Source organism: Halobacillus sp. A1-3, from assembly GCF_050971765.1.
GTDB lineage: Bacteria > Bacillota > Bacilli > Bacillales > Halobacillaceae > Halobacillus > Halobacillus mangrovi_B.
In genome coordinates this window covers 437,234-453,970 of sequence record NZ_JBPCEO010000002.1, presented here as the reverse complement: position 1 = coordinate 453,970, position 16,737 = coordinate 437,234, and the positions used below count along the sequence as shown (strand labels likewise).

Annotated in this window: 20 protein-coding genes; 10 read left to right on the top strand and 10 right to left on the bottom strand. The window is 40.8% G+C overall.

Going from position 1 to position 16,737, the window contains the following annotated elements:
• Positions 1–9: 9 nt before the first annotated feature.
• Positions 10–1,206 carry a DUF2157 domain-containing protein gene (locus tag ACRYKC_RS05140; RefSeq protein WP_433805620.1) on the top strand — a complete coding sequence of 399 codons (1,197 nt, stop codon included), beginning with the start codon at positions 10–12 and terminating at the stop codon, positions 1,204–1,206.
• Entirely contained in the window at positions 1,206–1,721 is a 516-nt protein-coding gene (locus tag ACRYKC_RS05135; RefSeq protein ID WP_433805619.1) for a GDYXXLXY domain-containing protein, read from the top strand. Before ACRYKC_RS05140 ends, ACRYKC_RS05135 begins: the two co-directional genes overlap by 1 nt.
• A gap of 48 nt (positions 1,722–1,769) precedes the next feature.
• Here ACRYKC_RS05135 and ACRYKC_RS05130 read toward each other — a convergent pair whose 3' ends face one another.
• Positions 1,770–2,963 (bottom strand): ornithine--oxo-acid transaminase, encoded by a 1,194-nt coding sequence (locus tag ACRYKC_RS05130; RefSeq protein ID WP_085030521.1) that lies wholly within the window; start codon positions 2,961–2,963, stop codon positions 1,770–1,772.
• Positions 2,964–3,126: 163 nt separating this feature from the next.
• On the opposite strand from ACRYKC_RS05130, the gene ACRYKC_RS05125 reads away from it, so the two are divergent.
• Entirely contained in the window at positions 3,127–3,486 is a 360-nt protein-coding gene (locus ACRYKC_RS05125; protein ID WP_433805618.1) for a YisL family protein, read from the top strand.
• 277 nt (positions 3,487–3,763) lie between these two features.
• Positions 3,764–5,599, top strand: a complete 1,836-nt coding sequence (gene asnB, locus ACRYKC_RS05120; RefSeq protein WP_433805617.1) for an asparagine synthase (glutamine-hydrolyzing) — start codon at positions 3,764–3,766, stop codon at positions 5,597–5,599.
• A gap of 264 nt (positions 5,600–5,863) precedes the next feature.
• On the opposite strand, the gene ACRYKC_RS05115 is transcribed toward asnB, so the two are convergent.
• Positions 5,864–6,007, bottom strand: a complete 144-nt coding sequence (locus ACRYKC_RS05115; RefSeq protein WP_433805616.1) for a hypothetical protein — start codon at positions 6,005–6,007, stop codon at positions 5,864–5,866.
• Positions 6,008–6,206: 199 nt separating this feature from the next.
• Between ACRYKC_RS05115 and ACRYKC_RS05110 the strand changes: the two genes are divergently transcribed.
• Positions 6,207–7,682 carry an alpha-amylase family glycosyl hydrolase gene (locus ACRYKC_RS05110; protein ID WP_433805615.1) on the top strand — a complete coding sequence of 492 codons (1,476 nt, stop codon included), beginning with the start codon at positions 6,207–6,209 and terminating at the stop codon, positions 7,680–7,682.
• 45 nt (positions 7,683–7,727) lie between these two features.
• Here the strand turns inward: ACRYKC_RS05110 and ACRYKC_RS05105 are convergent, their stop codons facing one another.
• The 3 genes from ACRYKC_RS05105 to ACRYKC_RS05095 all read right to left on the bottom strand — a co-directional run bounded on the left by ACRYKC_RS05105 (position 7,728) and on the right by ACRYKC_RS05095 (position 10,174).
• The gene (locus tag ACRYKC_RS05105) at positions 7,728–8,099 is read right to left on the bottom strand and encodes a hypothetical protein (protein WP_433805614.1); all 372 of its coding nucleotides are present in this window, start codon (positions 8,097–8,099) and stop codon (positions 7,728–7,730) included.
• Positions 8,100–8,317: 218 nt separating this feature from the next.
• Positions 8,318–9,220: a DUF4349 domain-containing protein gene (locus tag ACRYKC_RS05100; protein ID WP_433805613.1), complete on the bottom strand. Its 903-nt coding sequence runs from the start codon at positions 9,218–9,220 to the stop codon at positions 8,318–8,320.
• Positions 9,221–9,313: 93 nt separating this feature from the next.
• A complete protein-coding gene (locus tag ACRYKC_RS05095) occupies positions 9,314–10,174 on the bottom strand; it encodes a DegV family protein (RefSeq protein ID WP_433805612.1) in 861 nt (286 codons plus the stop codon).
• Positions 10,175–10,358: 184 nt separating this feature from the next.
• On the opposite strand from ACRYKC_RS05095, the gene ACRYKC_RS05090 reads away from it, so the two are divergent.
• Both ACRYKC_RS05090 and ACRYKC_RS05085 read left to right on the top strand, forming a co-directional pair.
• Positions 10,359–11,210: a YitT family protein gene (locus tag ACRYKC_RS05090; RefSeq protein ID WP_433805611.1), complete on the top strand. Its 852-nt coding sequence runs from the start codon at positions 10,359–10,361 to the stop codon at positions 11,208–11,210.
• A 64-nt stretch (positions 11,211–11,274) separates the two neighbouring features.
• Positions 11,275–12,153, top strand: coding sequence for a BsuPI-related putative proteinase inhibitor (locus tag ACRYKC_RS05085; protein ID WP_433805610.1), 879 nt, complete (start codon positions 11,275–11,277; stop codon positions 12,151–12,153).
• A gap of 41 nt (positions 12,154–12,194) precedes the next feature.
• Here ACRYKC_RS05085 and ACRYKC_RS05080 read toward each other — a convergent pair whose 3' ends face one another.
• Complete coding sequence (locus ACRYKC_RS05080; RefSeq protein WP_085030511.1) at positions 12,195–12,458, bottom strand: NifU N-terminal domain-containing protein; 264 nt, start codon at positions 12,456–12,458, stop codon at positions 12,195–12,197.
• A gap of 130 nt (positions 12,459–12,588) precedes the next feature.
• On the opposite strand from ACRYKC_RS05080, the gene ACRYKC_RS05075 reads away from it, so the two are divergent.
• Both ACRYKC_RS05075 and ACRYKC_RS05070 read left to right on the top strand, forming a co-directional pair.
• Positions 12,589–13,416: a DUF2785 domain-containing protein gene (locus ACRYKC_RS05075; protein ID WP_433805609.1), complete on the top strand. Its 828-nt coding sequence runs from the start codon at positions 12,589–12,591 to the stop codon at positions 13,414–13,416.
• An 18-nt stretch (positions 13,417–13,434) separates the two neighbouring features.
• The gene (locus ACRYKC_RS05070) at positions 13,435–13,860 is read left to right on the top strand and encodes a hypothetical protein (RefSeq protein WP_433805608.1); all 426 of its coding nucleotides are present in this window, start codon (positions 13,435–13,437) and stop codon (positions 13,858–13,860) included.
• A gap of 138 nt (positions 13,861–13,998) precedes the next feature.
• On the opposite strand, the gene ACRYKC_RS05065 is transcribed toward ACRYKC_RS05070, so the two are convergent.
• Positions 13,999–14,268 carry a hypothetical protein gene (locus tag ACRYKC_RS05065; RefSeq protein WP_433805607.1) on the bottom strand — a complete coding sequence of 90 codons (270 nt, stop codon included), beginning with the start codon at positions 14,266–14,268 and terminating at the stop codon, positions 13,999–14,001.
• A 114-nt stretch (positions 14,269–14,382) separates the two neighbouring features.
• On the opposite strand from ACRYKC_RS05065, the gene ACRYKC_RS05060 reads away from it, so the two are divergent.
• Entirely contained in the window at positions 14,383–15,207 is an 825-nt protein-coding gene (locus ACRYKC_RS05060) for an HAD family hydrolase (RefSeq protein WP_433805606.1), read from the top strand.
• Positions 15,208–15,401: 194 nt separating this feature from the next.
• Here ACRYKC_RS05060 and ACRYKC_RS05055 read toward each other — a convergent pair whose 3' ends face one another.
• The 3 genes from ACRYKC_RS05055 to ACRYKC_RS05045 form a co-directional block, all read right to left on the bottom strand.
• Entirely contained in the window at positions 15,402–15,605 is a 204-nt protein-coding gene (locus ACRYKC_RS05055; RefSeq protein ID WP_433805605.1) for a DUF3813 domain-containing protein, read from the bottom strand.
• Position 15,606: 1 nt separating this feature from the next.
• Positions 15,607–15,750: a hypothetical protein gene (locus tag ACRYKC_RS05050; RefSeq protein WP_198162640.1), complete on the bottom strand. Its 144-nt coding sequence runs from the start codon at positions 15,748–15,750 to the stop codon at positions 15,607–15,609.
• A 96-nt stretch (positions 15,751–15,846) separates the two neighbouring features.
• Positions 15,847–16,668, bottom strand: coding sequence for a Cof-type HAD-IIB family hydrolase (locus ACRYKC_RS05045; protein WP_433805604.1), 822 nt, complete (start codon positions 16,666–16,668; stop codon positions 15,847–15,849).
• Between the last annotated feature and the right edge of the window lie 69 nt (positions 16,669–16,737).

Genomic DNA, 16,737 nt, shown 5'->3' with positions numbered 1-16,737 from the left:
GTCAGCGAAATGAATCGCGACCAGATCATAAAAGAAAGCAAAAAATGGGTAGAAGCACATATCATTTCTGAAACCCAGCGCGATCAATTAATTGAACAATATCCAAAAAAGCAAAATAAACCGGTTTTACTTACATTTGCTGCTATTTTCATAGGATTAGGATTTTTAACTTTTATTGCTTCCAACTGGACTGAGATGCACGACTTATCACGTATGGGGATCATTATTGGCTCAATGCTCCTATTTTATCTGGGAGGAGAGTATGCCTGTCGGAAACGTGCAGATCGTTTAGGCACAAGCCTGATCTTAACAGCTTTACTGATTTTCGGTGCAGGGATTTTCTTGACAGGGCAGATGTACCATTATACGTCATTTAGTGCCTTTCCGTTTTTTGTTTGGGCATTAGCCGGGTCAAGTTTGTATTTCTTATATCAGAATTGGACATTTTTTATAGCGACTGTGGTTATCACAACAATAGGTCAAGTATATAGCGGAATCGTTTTTCAGTCTTATCACTTATGGCTTGGTGTTCTATTTTTATTCGGGCTCGGATGGGTCGTGTATAAGAATAAGCTAACTATGGCTTCTCTCGTATTTTCCATTGCTTACGTCATTCACAGCCTTGTCCTCGTGTTCAGTGAGGGTTTTCCTTATTACTGGTTAATTGTATTATTTTTAGCCTTGTATTTACTGGATGATCTGGTTGTTCGAAAAGGGCAGATTCGGATTTTCAAATCTTCGGCAATCCTGTCGATATTAGTACTCAATATCTTGCAAGTATTTTTCCTTGGTTACGATTATTGGTTCGCCCAGAATGAATCCTCTTTCTATTTCTTCATTGTATGGGCGGTGTTGTTTGTATTTGCTGTGATTCGCTCAGCGATTAGCCCAAACAACTACTATTGGATCGATCTCATTTTATTTGTCCCAGTCTTCAGATTCGGATTTGGAGACGTTTTGTCGCTTGTGTTGTTGTTCGGGTATGCCCTTATGTGGCTGGTTTCAGGGTACCAGCAGGAGGTTGTACGGTGGGTTAATAAAGGGACTGTAGCCTTTTTAGTCACTACACTCCTCGCCTATTTCCAGCTTGCGTGGGATTTCATGAACCGTTCTTTGTTTTTCTTTATCGGTGGGATTCTGCTATTTGCTCTTAGCTTCTTCCTTGAAAGAAAACGAAGACAGTTTCATAAAGGAGGAGAAGCATGATGAAACGGTGGATTTTTTATCTTATCGTCTTTTTACAAATTCTTTTCCTTTCGTTAATGTCCATTTCTTTTTACGTCATGGACGCCATGGGTGAGACAATTAAGCTTAAAACGGCTCCTGTTGACCCCCGGGATCCATTTTATGGGGACTATGTAGCTTTATCTTATGAAGTTGAACAAATCCCTGAAGAACAATGGGCTGTTGAAAAAGAGTTAGAACGAGGAGATCGTGTATTTCTTTTGCTGGAATCCAATAATGAAGGCGTTTACGAACTTGTGGAAGCCTCAAAAATTTGGAAGGAAGCAGAGGAAAACCAGACTGTTCTACGTGCACGTTATCTGTGGCACGATGAAATGAATAAAACGTATCAGGTCGATATTGGCCTAAATCGCTATTATGTTGAAGAGAATACAGGAGAATATTACGAAGAGCGCATTGGAGAATCGGTTGTTGAGATCGTCATCGCCCCGTGGGGCCATAAAAAAATTGCTTCGTTGGAAGAAGCAGCCGAATAGAGAATAAAAGGTGTCACCTCGTTAGAGGTGACACCTTTGTCATTGATATTAGCTTAATACAGCTTTTATTTGATCAATTGCCCATTTGAGGTCTTCTTTTTCGATCACGAGTGGAGGAGCAAAACGGATAACGTTCTGATGGGTTTCTTTACATAGCAGCCCTTTTTCTTTCAATTGTTCACAGTACTTGCGGGCAGGTTCTGTCATCTCAACTCCGATAAAAAGACCTTTGCCTCGCACTTCTTTAATTTTCGGATTATCAATGGATTTCAATTCCTCCATCATATAATTCCCAAGCTCAAGGGAGCGGTCGACGAGATTTTCCTCTTCAATCACTTCCAGGGAGGCTACAGATACGGCACATGCGAGTGGGTTTCCGCCAAAAGTAGAGCCATGGGACCCAGGGTTGAAGACGCCAAGCACTTCTTTATTAGCAACTACGCAAGAAATAGGGAATACTCCTCCCCCAAGCGCTTTTCCTAAGATCAGCACATCAGGGCTTACATCTTCCCAATCACAGGCGAACATTTTACCGCTTCGTCCGAGCCCTGCCTGGATTTCATCAGCGATGAACAGGACATTATTTTCCTGGCACACATTATAAGCTTCTTTCAAGAAACCTTCTGGAGGCATAACAATTCCAGCTTCTCCTTGGATCGGTTCTAGGATGAACCCAGCGGTGTTTTCTGTAATGGCTTCTTTTAATGCTTCTACGTCTCCATAGGGTACGAGTTTAATTCCAGGAAGCATCGGACCGAATCCGCGTTTATACTCTTTTTCTGAAGAAAGAGAGACCGCGGTCATTGTACGGCCGTGGAAATTTCCCGTACAAGCGATGATTTCTGCTTGATCCTCTTCAACTTTTTTCACATCATATGCCCAGCGTCTTGCTGCTTTAATGGCTGTTTCGACCGCTTCTGCACCAGTATTCATTGGCAGAGCCATTTCTTTATTCGTAATCTTACAAATCTTTTCATACCAAGGACCGAGCTGATCATTATGAAAAGCTCTTGAGGTCAATGTGACTCGGCTGGCCTGTTCCGTCAAGGCTTCAATAATACGTGGATGACGGTGCCCCTGGTTCACTGCTGAGTAAGCGCTTAACATATCCATATAACGATTACCCTCAGGATCCTCTACCCATACACCATCCGCTTTAGCGATGACGATTGGAAGCGGGTGGTAGTTTTTTGCACCATATTCTTGCGTTTGATCGATAATTTGTTGACTTGAAACAACCATGGTATCCCTCCAATTTCATTAAATCTCCATCCATTATAACAGGTTTAATTTTAATTTTCTTACGACTCAAAAAAATTATCCATACGGACTTTTAGTTAGGAATCGCTCCTCCTGTCATGGTATTATTATATCCGTAGATGATTTAAGTAAAGGAGGAAAATTCGTGGCACACTTACATATTACCTCATGGGTAATCGCGTTCGTATTAGTGGCACTCGCAACAACGTTTACGCGAGCTGGTAATGAAAAAGCAGCAAAGATTTCTCACATGATTTTGCGCTTGGACTATTTGTTGATTCTTTATTCTGGAGGCTCCTTATTTGCGAGCTACTCAAGTTATGGGGCGCTTGTTATCATCAAGGTGCTTGTTGGCTTATGGGCAATTGCAGCAATGGAAATGGTGACAATTAAATACAAGAAGAAAAAGCCAGCTGCTGCATGGTGGGGACAATTGTTCATCGCAGCCGTTCTTGCGCTGATCTTAGGATTTGGCTTCTTACCAGCAGGTATACTGCCTGTATAAAATAAACGCTGCATGCTATTAAGCATGCAGCGTTTTTAATAAAAAGGGGGGCTGTAGGTTACAGCTATTATGTCTGTGCTTCGAACTGAGCCGTTATTTGGGGGATAACGGGCTGATAACTATTATCAATTAAAATGATAATCATTCTCACTTAAAAAGTCAAGCCTTTTGTTAAAAAAATTCATAGAGGGATAAGGTCCATCATAAACTGAGTTATGATGGTTTTTTTATGTACTAAAGAGATTTATCTTTTGTAAATAAAGGATGGTGAGGCTAGATGTGTGGCATTGTTGGTTGGATCGATTATCAACATAAGATCAATGAAAAAGCACCCATATTAGACCGAATGGCTGATACACTGCGTCATCGCGGCCCAGATGATTATCAAAAATGGATGGAAGGTCCAGCTGCTTTCGGCCATCAGCGGTTGATCGTCGTTGACCCAGCCGGAGGAAAGCAACCAATGGTAAGAGAAGCAAGGGATGAAAAATATGTCTTATGCTACAATGGAGAGCTTTATAATACAGATGACGTAAGAAATATGTTGAAAGCGAAAGGATGGAGTTTCACCTCCCATTCTGATACGGAAGTCGTGCTGATCAGCTATATGGAGTGGGGCGTTGACTGCGTAAAACATTTGAATGGGATTTTTGCTTTCAGCGTTTGGGAGACGAATCGAAAACGTCTGTTTTTGGCTAGAGACCGCCTCGGTGTTAAACCCCTATTTTACAGTGATCACAAGTCAGGAGTCCTGTTCGCCTCAGAGATGAAAGCCATCCTCGCCCATCCAGAAGTTGAAGCGAAAGTAGGAGAGGAAGGGATCCACGAAATTCTTTCTTTAGGACCGTCCCGAACACCGGGGCATGGGGTCTTTGATCAAATCCATGAGGTACGTCCTGGTCACAGGGCAGTTTGGGAAAAAGGGAAGCTTTCAATTGATCGCTACTGGAATGTCGTCAGTGAACCTCATGAGCATAACTTTGATCAGACCGTTGAAAAAGTCAGGGAACTCTTCATTGATGCCTCAGAAAGACAGCTTGTATCGGACGTGAAGTTAGGTACCTTTTTATCTGGAGGAGTAGATTCGAGTGCAATTACTGCTGTAGCTGCAGAAAAATATAAAAAAGAGGGAAAAGGGAGTCTGCAAACCTTTTCGATTGATTATAAAGATCAAGAAAAATATTTTAAGAAGAATGCTTTCCAACCAGATCGTGATGAATCTTATATCAATCTTGTCAGCAGAGAAAACCACACCGATCATACGGTCATGCGGGCAGAAACCAGCGATTTAGTCGATCGACTAAAACGTGCTGTTGAGCTTAGAGATTTACCGGGCATGGCAGACGTGGATTCCTCACTTTTGTGGTTTTGTGAGCAAATCAAGAATCACGTAACAGTGGCACTTTCAGGAGAATGTGCAGATGAAATCTTCGGTGGCTACCCCTGGTACTACCGAAAAGAGGACCAGGAGCGAAAAGGCTTTCCATGGATCCGGTCATTGGATGAACGTGTTTCTCTTGTTAGAAGTGACTTGGACGTAGATATCGAAGCTTATATGCTTCGTCGCTATCAGGAAACGGTAGATGAAGCGCCGATTCTCAAAGGGGAGGACGAAGCAGCTCAAAAGCATAGGCAAATGTTTTACTTAAATATGAATTGGTTCATGCAAACCCTATTAGAAAGAAAAGACCGGATGAGTATGGGCGCAAGTCTCGAAGTACGTGTGCCCTTCAGTGACCATAGGATTGTCGAGTATGCGTGGAATATCCCGTGGAACATGAAACATTACAATAATCAGGAGAAGGGGTTGCTTCGCCAAGCCTTAAGAGGGGTTTTACCGGATAAAGTATTGTTCAGGAAAAAGAACCCTTATCCGAAAACCTTCCACCCTGATTATACGAAATCCGTATGCACGTGGATGAATGATATTTTAGCAGATTCGAACGCTCCGCTTTTTGATTTGTTTGATCGCAATAGAATTCGGAAGTTGAATGACTCAGAAGGGAAATCAATTGATACGCCTTGGTTCGGCCAGCTCATGACTGGCCCACAATTAATCGCTCACTTGTGTCAGATCAACTATTGGCTCAAGACGTACAACATTCGATTATAGAAGATATGATACCGTCCTAAAGGGCGGTATTTTTATTCAGATTATCTTCGGTCCGTTACGTTATATGGGAGAGGGTTGGCTGGAAAACGACTCGCTTTCCTGTGGGGGAACTGGCAAGCCTCCTCAGTCGCTGTGCTCCTTGTGGTCTCTAGCCTAGTCCCTTCTCCGAAGAGAGTATCGCCGTTTTCCAGCCAACCCATAAGTCCTCTGATGAACGGACCATCTAAAATCAGCTTGAGTTTTCATGACCTGATAGTGTTCATATCAAACGGAAATATTGGATTCAATTAATGAAAGTACTCCATAAATAACACTAATAAGTCTATTTAAAGCTTTTTCAGCGTTCCGTTCCATATGGGATTGAAAAGTTAAATCTCGATCATGTCTTCCTTCTAGATGTTTCCGCATTCGAAAACTCCTACTTCTATTCACGGAAACGGAAACTTCACAACTCGAGTCGAAATCAAGTTTTCTAAATAACTGCTTGATTTATCAAATGTGACTAATTTATGTATTCGCTACCAAAAGGGCTAGATTCAATTGACGGTAGACCGCCAAAAGGGATACTCTAGAAGGGTTAGCATAAATGTTCGAAGGAGGAGCGGTAATGAGAAAATCAATAATCGTTCTCATGGTCCCGTTACTTTTTTTATACGCCCTCCCCGTAGGAGCCGTTGAAAAAGAAGGACGAAAATGGCAGGATGAAAGTATTTACTATGTAATGGTCGACCGGTTCATGAACGGCAGTGTCGAAAATAATGAGAATGTCGACACAAGTAACCCTGAGGCTTACCATGGAGGTGACATCCAGGGAGTGATCGATCAGTTGGATCATATAAAAGAACTTGGATTTACAACTATCGAACTGTCCCCGATTATGGCGAACAGTGAGAAAGGGTACCATGGATATTGGATTGAGGACTTCCGCAAAGTGGAAGAACATTTTGGAAGTGTAGAAGATGTCAAACGGCTCATAGAAGAAGCACATAAGCGGGATATGAAGGTTATGCTTGACTTGGTGATAGGACACACGAGTCCCGAACACCCTTGGCTGGAGGATCAATCGAAGACAGATTGGTTTAAGGATGGAGCAGAGGAAAACCAAAATCCTTGGCTAGAAAAAACGCGTGCTTTAAATACAAGCAACCCTGACGTCCAACAATACTTAATTGAAACAGCGCAATTCTGGAAAAACCAAACAGGAGTAGATGCATTTAAGCTCTTTGACGCATCATCGGTCTCTCCAGAGTTTATCCAAACCCTTATGGACGAAGTCGCCTTAGAGAACGAAAACTTTTTCATTGCGGCGGATAGTTCAGCTGAAGTAAGCGGAAGGATTGATACGGCCCTAAATGAAAGTATCCGGGAAGTGTTTGCCTCTTCAGGACGATCACTGGATAATTTATATGATATATGGGAAGAAAACCGTGATAAATACTCAAACTCAGACCAGCTCTTACATTATATGGACAGTCCTGTTGTTCCCCGCTTTACTCATCTAGCTGTAGAAGAAGGGCTGAACCCGATCACTCGATGGGAACTGGCTCTTACTTATTTATTCACGTCACCAGGGATTCCGGTGCTTTATTTTGGATCTGAAGTTCCATTAGATGATGGAGGAGACCCTTCAAGCATACCTATGATGAACTTCAAAGCAGAAGATGAAGAACTGAAGCGACGTATCGAAAAGTTGACGTCGATGAGAGACCAATTTCCAGCTCTGACACGCGGCGATTTTGTGGAAATGTACAATAAAGATGGACTTGCTGTTTTTAAGCGTACATACCAAGAACAGACGATGATTATTGCTATAAATAATGCTAAAGAAACGAAATCAACAGAGCTAACGAGCTTGGAGGATGATCAGCAATTAACGGGTTTAATCCAAGATGGAATTATACGGCAGCAAAAAGACGGCGTTTACCGATTAGGTATGGAGCGAGAAACGGCTGATGTCTTTCTAGTAGAGCAGGACCGGGGCTACAATTGGCTGTTTATCGGTTTTGTAGGAGGAGTCCTGTCCCTTTTTGTTATAGCTGTTATAGCTATAAGTTTAAAAAATAGAAAAACAAATCAATCTTAACCATAAAAGAAGCAAGTCCGAATTCCCGGGCTCGCTTCTTTTTTGCTATTCCAGCTCGTTTATGACATTGACTTCGAATGAAAGATCAGCAAGAGGCAAGTTGCCGCTTTCGGAAACCAAATCCAATTGAAATCTGTATTTCCCTGTTTCTTTAAATGTAATGAACAGGAGAGCACAGCTATTGATTGTAGGCTCTTCGTAAATGAAAACACCGATATCATTAAAAGATACAGGAACAAACTGGTCTTCGGTGTACATATACAGTTCAAAGGCATCTTTCTGAGAAGGATTTCCTAATGTGGCGACAATACTGGCATTTACACAAACTAAATCTGCTGTAAGTGCGCACACTTGAAAGGCATGCTGCTCATTAACTCTTACAGTCTGAGGGATATTGCAAGATAGACATTGAACCATAATCCATCCCCCTTTCTACCCTTGGCTAGCTGGTCCAGCACTATATTCTATGAAATTTTAATAGATTGTGGAGGGCGAATCTACTAATAAAAGGGTGGAATTCACTATATGGGTATAAATCTTGAATCTGAGGAATGAATGTACATTTTGTAAGGTCATGAAAAATTCCTTGCAGAAAAAAGGGGGAATTTTTCTACAAGAAATTTGGTTGTCTAAATTTAATTTTCCTTCACTCGATTTCTATTTTTTCGCAGCCAGAGCCAGATAAGCAGGCCGATGACCATGAACAAAATAATCAGTGGGGAGTACCCGATTATAAAAATAAATAGCCAGGAGAAAAAGCTAACGAGTCCGTTTACGGAACTGAAGAAAGCTTGCTTTGTTTTTTCCCATGTGTTCAATTCCTGACTATCAACTTTAGGGACAACGACTTTTGTTTCCGTTAGGCTTACGGTAATGGTGGAAAAATCGCTCTGATTCTTTAAGTAATTCATTTGGCCTTTTAAAGTCTCGATTTCAGCCTGAACACGTTCAAGGTCTTGTGAAACCTTAATTAAATCTTCTGTCTTTTCTGCTTGTTCTAAGAAAGTAAGTAAACGAGCTTCTACTTTACTTTTTGCTTCTAAACGGGACTCCAAGTCTACATACTCTTTCGTTACGTCCCGGCCGGAAACATTTCTGGATTGTATAGTATCACTAATGTTTTTGAAACTTGTCAGTAGTGTTTCGAAATGACTTTGTGGCACCCTCAGGCGAATATGGCCTTCGCGATTCCCTTGCGGTGTTTTATGGATATTTGTTTCAACAATATACGCTTCTGTTTCATCCATTTTTTCTTGTAAACTCTGATAAAACTGATCATAATCTTCTGTTTCAAGCTCTATATGAGCTTCGTAAACCATCATTTTATCATTCGTATTCTCTGGAATCACCTTAGATGTCTCTTTTGATTCAGGTGTTTCAGACAAACCGTTTGTCGCTGCTTCTTCAGATGTCGCTCCTTCTGAAGAATCACTACTGTCTGCCGTAGATTCTTCGGCGGATTGGTCCTCCCCGCTGCTGCAGCCGATGAGAGTAAAGCTAAGCAACACGAATAGAAACCACTTTGTTTTTTTCAACACGAAAAGACCCCCTTATAAGTTTTACCCAATAACAACAGTTCTTTTGGGATTAGACGTCTTAAGGAGGATTTCGTTACAGGTTTTGGGGTATAGTTATTGATATGTGTCGTTTAAAAAGAAAAGAGCAATCGTTCCTGGTCCGGCGTGAGCCCCGATCGATGACCCGATCATATCAATATGAATATCTTTTACATTGTACTCCTGCTGTATCATATCTGCGAGTTGTTCAGCGGTTTCCAAGGCATCTCCGTGACTTATTGCAATCCGTTGATGCTCGAAGTCTTTGCCGCGTTCACCCATAATTTCGACCATTCGCTTCCAAAGTTTTTTTGAGCCTCTTATTTTTTCAAGTGGAACCAGCTTTCCATCTTCCATATGTAAAAGCGGCTTGATTTTAAGCAGGCTTCCGACAAAAGCTGCCGTTCGGCTCACGCGTCCACCACGATAAAGGTATTCTAAATCGTCCACGGTAAAAATGTGTTCCATGTGGTCGGCATGATATTGTCCGATTTCTAAAATGTCTTCGTAGCTGCGACCTTGTTTTGCTAGTTCAGCGACTCTCATAATAACAAGCCCATAACCTAAAGATGCCGCTTTTGTGTCAATGACTTCAAATTTTGCGTTTTCGTATTCTTCTTTTACTTCCTGTTCAACCATTTTGGCTGTTTGATATGTACCGGACAATTCGGAAGACAAAGCGAAATAGAGGAAGGGCTGGTCTTTCTCCGCATATTTAATGAAGGTTTCACGAAAGGCCTGAGGTGATACTTGAGAAGTCTTCGGTACTTCGCCGCTACGCATACTCTCATAAACTTGAAACGGTGAGATGGTTTTCCCATCTTCATATTCTTCATCCTTGATCGTCACTTTTAGAGACAGCATTTCAAGGGACAATGCTTCCAACGTTTCGTTCGATAGGTCACAACCAGAATCACACAAGATTTGTACATTCATTAATAGTCACCTTCTATCTTTTTATTCTGTCTTCAGTTTAGCCTCAATGCCTATAAATAGTCAAAATAAAACCTTATATGTTTAAGAGGGCGACATAATGTGACAAAATAAACAAATGTGGACTTGATTTTGCACGTGTACGGTGATAAAAAAAGAAGAGAAGATTGGTTAGGGAGGTTGTTCCGTGTTTACATTCGAACTTAAACGAATAGTTATCGTGCTTTTAGGAGCCGTGTTAAATGCAGTATCCTTGAATCTTTTCCTCATAGAAGCAAATGTCTATGCGAGTGGATTCACTGGTACTGCACAGTTACTTACTAGTATTTTTACAGATTTTCTAGGTGTGCCTGGCCTTAGTACAGGTTTGATCTTATTCATTCTTAATATACCGGTAGCCATTTTAGGATGGTATAAAGTTGGAAAAGGTTTTACCATCTACAGTGCTGTGTCAGTCGCATTTACTACCCTTTTTCTTGAATTGATTCCAGTTCAGCAGCTCTCATCAGATATCATTTTGAACGCTGTCTTCGGGGGTGTCCTTGGTGGCCTTGGCGTTGGAATAACATTGAAGTGGGGTGCTTCCACGGGAGGACTCGATATCATAGCAATGATCCTATCAAGAATGAAGGATCGTCCAATCGGGACTTATTTCTTATTCCTCAACGGGGCTATCATTGTGATTGCCGGGATTTTATATAAACCGGAGAACGCCCTTTATACGTTATTGACTCTCTATGTAACTACAAGGGTCATTGATGCGATCCATACTCGTCACGAGAAACTGACAGCTATGATCATTACAACGAAAGCGGCGGACTTGGAAAAAGCGATTCATGCCCAGATGGTTCGCGGGATTACAACACTTCCAGCTAAAGGTGCTTTCACGCAGCAGGACAAGAATATGCTTGTAATGGTTATTACTCGATATGAATTATACGATCTGCAGCATATCATTCATGAAGTTGATCCATATGCCTTTACAAACATCGTTCAAACCACAGGGATTTTCGGTTTCTTCAGAAAAGATGATCGATAACTGTAACCTTTTTGTAATACAACCGACTAATCCTTATAAATAGGAACTTTAGAGGAGTGAACTTATGAAGAAACTGTGGATCATCATGGTGGGCATTATGATTCTTACTTTAGTCGCTTGCGGATCAAAATCAGAAACAAAAGAAGCGAACGGTGAAGAAAATACGGAACAAAATGAAGCTGCAGAGGAGCCGGAAATCAATATGGAATCATTGATCAGCCAGCTGAAAATGGATGCAAAGGTTGAGACAACAGAGGATACGGCGAAGTTTGATTTTTCCTTAGAAAATACTGGGGAGGACCCTCTAATTATAGGGTTTACTTCAAGTCAGCAATATGAAGTGAAAGTTGAGAACGAAGAAGGAGAAAGTGTTTACACATTCTCTGCTGATAAGATGTTCGCACAGGGGTTGACAACTGAAGAAATCCCAGCGGGGGAAGCCCTATCCGCAACGGAAACGTGGACAGGTATTGAAGAGAAAGGTAATTATGAGGCAACGATTACTTTTTTGGTTGATTCCATCAATGATCAATCATTAGAAGCGACACCTTACCAAATGACCCAGTCATTTACGATCGAAGACAGTCCTGAGAAAGAGGAGTCGAATGAAGAAAATAAGAAATATGGAAATGGTGAAGCATTTAGAAATATAAAGGTTTCCGGTGAAAGTGGCTCCTACATTGTCAAAGGAGAGGCGAGAGTGTTTGAAGGGAATTTTATGTATAGCGTTGAAGACGGCCATATGGTTCAAGTAGAGCCTACGTCAGTACAAGTGGAAAAAGGCGCTCCGGAGTGGTCAGAGTTTGAACTGGAAGTTAATGTATCACCAGAACAATTACCTGATTATGGAACATTGACGCTCGTATTGTTTGAAGAGAGCGCAAAAGACGGAAAGCCTATACATGTAAACAATATTCCATTAGAGCAATTTCCTAGTGAATAAGAAGAAAGCCGCCACATAAATTGTGGCGGCTTCTTTAATAATTAATAACCGTATTCTGTAAGTACGCCTTCCACTTTCGGTGTCAGGGTGTCCCAATCAGCATTAGGAAGTTTGTTGACAGTGATAAAGTTTTGGAAACCAAATACATTATCGACTTCATCTAATTCCATTAGGTCGTTCATGATTTTATGCTCACTCGTTTGACCTGGCATGACTGATACACTACCGTCACCTTCGAAGATCATAGAGTCTGTAGTAAACTTACGTGCATTCGGGTTTGGGGTTTCTTGTACTTGAATTGCCATTTTGCATCCTCCTCCATAACATCTCCTCCTATTCTACCAAAAAAACACCAAAGTCAAAACAATTGATCATAATCTTACGGTACTTCCCAATTATTGTGTTACAATGAAAACAATTTTTAGGAGGTGTGGTATGGAGTCTCGACTAATCGACGTGTTACAACCGATTAAGGACAACGACTTTCAGTTGCCTGAGAATCAAAGTTTACAAGAATTGACAACAATGATGCTGCAGAGAATCGGGTCTGTGCATCCTGTATTGAGGGATGATTTGATTCACTCGATTTTCACAACATTTATAGAGCGAGGCCATTATAGCCACGAGCAGCTTAAAAATATATTACAATCGATTTTAAATAAAAATTACTTGTTTTATCGGATAGGAACTTCAAAAAAGGAAGAGGATGCCGTATTCAAACGAAGCTTTTCTGTATTATTGATTCCACCTATTATTGAAAAACATCGGAAATCCCCATTTTTAAAAAAAGAGGAAATCCACAGGGTTTGGGAAAACTTAAAAAAGTATATGAAACAGGAGTCTGACCACAGAGGATACGTAAAAGGGAAAGGCTGGGCTCATGCCATGGCTCACGCTGCAGACGCGTTATACCATGTAGCAGCCTGCGACGAGATTACTAAAAGTCAGATTAAAGAAGTATTGCCGATTATTAAGGATCAATTTCTGATTGATCATCCGTATTTGTTTGATGAAGAAGAGCGCATGGTGACAGCGGTCATGATGATGTTTAAAAAAATCAGTCCAACAGATCGGGTAGAGTGGCTTGAAACTCTACTTTATTACCGAGAAAGCTGGGATGACCCAAAAGAGGATATCATCATTAACAACAGCAAACACTTTTTAAGAGCGCTTTACTTCAGAATGTTAGAAGGTGACCATAGAGAGCTTCGTCAGGTTTTAGAAAATTTACTAAGGGAACTTAGAAAACAAGAAGCTTATTAACAGACGTGGAGGTCGCTTATGATTCGATGGGGCATATGGATTGGTACCACATCCGGAATCGTTTTAGGGATGTATATGTGGTATGTCGAATTAGTCACTGGTAAAAAGATCTATACGCTGTTGATGAATGTCGATTTCATTCCTGTGGTCGGGAGCATTGATTGGCCGATTGTGATGGAATGGCTGTTTCACATGGTCATTTCCTGGGTAATAGGGATTTTGTTTGCGTATGTGTTTATGGAAAAACGCCTGAAGCCGACGAATCGAAATCAATGGCTGCTGGCCATTATTTTGTCGGCTGGGGCAGCTACGACCTACGTACCGCTTACTATTCTCGCTATAAAAGAAACCCCTGCATTAACAGATGGGATCGCTATTTTGTATTGGCTGCTCGGTCATGCCCTCTATGCCATTACATTAAAAAAATCATACCATCGTTCCTAATGAAAAGGCATAGCCAGGCTGGGCTATGCCTTTTCAAATTAGGCACTTGACGTTAAAAGGGAAGCGATTAACTTCTGGTGCTCGTACATTGATCTTCACAGGTCTAATTATTTAACGCGCTTGACTTTCCCAGTAATTTTATAAAACGTTTGCTTCTGATTTTGGAGGTAAATGCTTCGTAAAGTAGGCACCAAGCAGAAGTAGTACGATAGTAAGTGTCCAGCTGAAGACACCTAATAAGTTGAAGACCATCCCTGAAAGATTAATAGTGGCTATAAGGAAGAAGCAAATAGAAGGCAGAGCACTTTTAATACCAGTGATTTCAGCTTTTTTTCTTCTCATCAAGAAATAATAAATAGAAAATAAAAGACAAACAAATAAAGTGACGTTTATATAGATCGCGACCATTGGCTAAACTCCTTTGCGATATGCTGTTTTGATGTTAACACAAATTGGAAAAATAGGGAATTTCGTATAGAGAAAGATCAAGTGTTTACACTAAGAACAGCAAGGAGGAGTGACATGCTGGACCAGGCGAAAGCGTTAATTTTTGATTTAGATGGCACGTTATATGAAGATACAGATCACTTCACTTATTATGCAAAACTTTTAAAACAGAAGTTAAATAAAGAAAACAGGTCATTGTTCGAAAGGGATTATGACTCAATTCGTAATGGAGAACACCCTCTTGCCATTGGTAAGGTCTATGATAGAACGCATGATGCAATTATTTCCGTTGATCCGTTTACTAACCATGCTATCCGTGTTGAAACGTGGACAGGAGAACAGTGGTCTGAAAAGAAAGTGTTGAAATATTTTCCAGAAGCCTTAACTTATGATTTTAATGAGAAAATTGCTATAGGGGACGGATGGTGGCTACCTTTTTCAACTGCCACACACTATGGAGTAAATACTGAGGACGCACGCGAATGTTATGTGGCAACAAAAGATTATATGGGATCTAAAGAGTTTCATTTGACAAAGACAAAAGGATTAAAAAACTCACTTTTACAATGGAAAAAAACTAAAGCCCTCATTTTGGTGACAAACAGTGAAGGTTATGATGTAGATCGGATATTAAAAGCTATAGATCTTGAAGGTATTTTCGAAGATGTTATATCTAATGCGGAAAAACCTGTGCGAACGGAAGACATCTTTCAAGAAGTATTACATAATTATCGATTAAAGCCAGAAGAGACCATTTCTATCGGGGACAATTTCATGAATGAAATCGCCCCAGCTTTAGAAATGGGGATGAAGGGGATTTATATACAATCCAATGATTCTCCTGTCTCACACCCAAATTTAAAGGTTATTGAAAGTCTGGAAGAACTATGTACAAAATAAAAAACACAGAAACGGCCCTGAACGTGCACTAGCGCTCAGGATGTTTCTGCATTACTTATGAAAATCTTTAGGGGGTTATTCTTAAAATACCCATTTCTAAAAAATAATAACTCCGTCTAATGGTTGATTTTTTTTCCTTCATTTAGGTGAATGATAAAGACCAGGCCGTTAAAACGACCTGGTCTTCACAAGGTTTATCGCATGTTTTGGTGATGGCTCTCAAGCTGTTGTTCTAGCTGCTGTAGCTGTTGTTTCTCCTCTTGAGAACATTGGCTATATGCAGATTGAATCGCTTGTTTCGCCGCTTGCATATCCTCTTGGGATGGTTGACGTCCATCACGGTTTTGGGTGAAACGGTTAACCGCTTCTCGTGCATTTTCAAAAAGGTTTCTAGCCATTTTAAAACCCTCCTACCGTATGCTGATCAGATTCGATTTCTTTTCGAGCTGCTTCTGAAAGCCTTTTTGGCTCCATCTCGCTTTCGTCGAATTTACGAACTTCTGAATAGCGGTTTTCCTTGCGATTTTTCTTCTCTGGTTCCATGACAAGACCCTCCTGTCATAAAAAGAAGCCTGAACGCTTTCACGTTCAAGCTTAGTATGGGAAGAAGCCGATTCTTTAATCAAGGAAAAAGTTTACTTACATGGCTTTTTTATTTAACTTCAAATATTCTGTTAAGAACTCTCCAATACCGTCCTCTTCATTCGTAAGAGTTACATGATTGGCGATACCTTTCAATTCGTCAATAGCATTGCCCATTGCTACCCCGACACCAGCATAATCGATCATTTCGAAATCATTGTCTTCATCACCAAAGGCGATGATTCTGTTTTGAGGAATGTGAAAATAACGAGCGATTTTGTCCAGACCCACGGCTTTATTCATCCCGGAGCGGACAATTTCGATGACGTGCCAAGGGGCTCCCCATTTTCTATGATCAATCAAGGAAGCGTGTGTATCCAATTCTTGACGGAGCTTTTTGATTTTTTCTTCTTCAGGATGAATCAAAATGGATGTCGGATCTTCTTTTAAGTTCGACTGAAGTCGACCGACTGTAATTGGATCATTCTTCGTTTGAAAAATGCTCATAATTTCTTCGTCATGCTGATCAAGATAAACTTTATCTTTTACTTCAGCAAGAATATTTTTTACACCAAGTTCCTGGCATGTATGAATAATCTTGTGGGCCGTTCGGATGGAAAGGGGAGAATGAATAGCGTCCCAACGATGGTCTTTAGGATGGTGAATTAATGCACCGTTGAAGTTAACCATTGGAGTCTCCAGTCCAAGCTCATGATAGAAATCAATGCTTGCACGGTGTGGCCGTCCAGTAGCGATCACAACGATATGTCCCTGATCCATCGCTTTAAGAACCGTTTCTTTCGTCTCTGTACTGATGACTTTATCGTCAGTTAGAAGCGTTCCATCTAGATCTAATGCGATTAAGTGTTGTTTGTTCATTGCTTTCACCTCATTTTGTTATAGTGTAGCGGGAAAACAGGTAAATTGTAAAGAAATTCCCACTTCGCA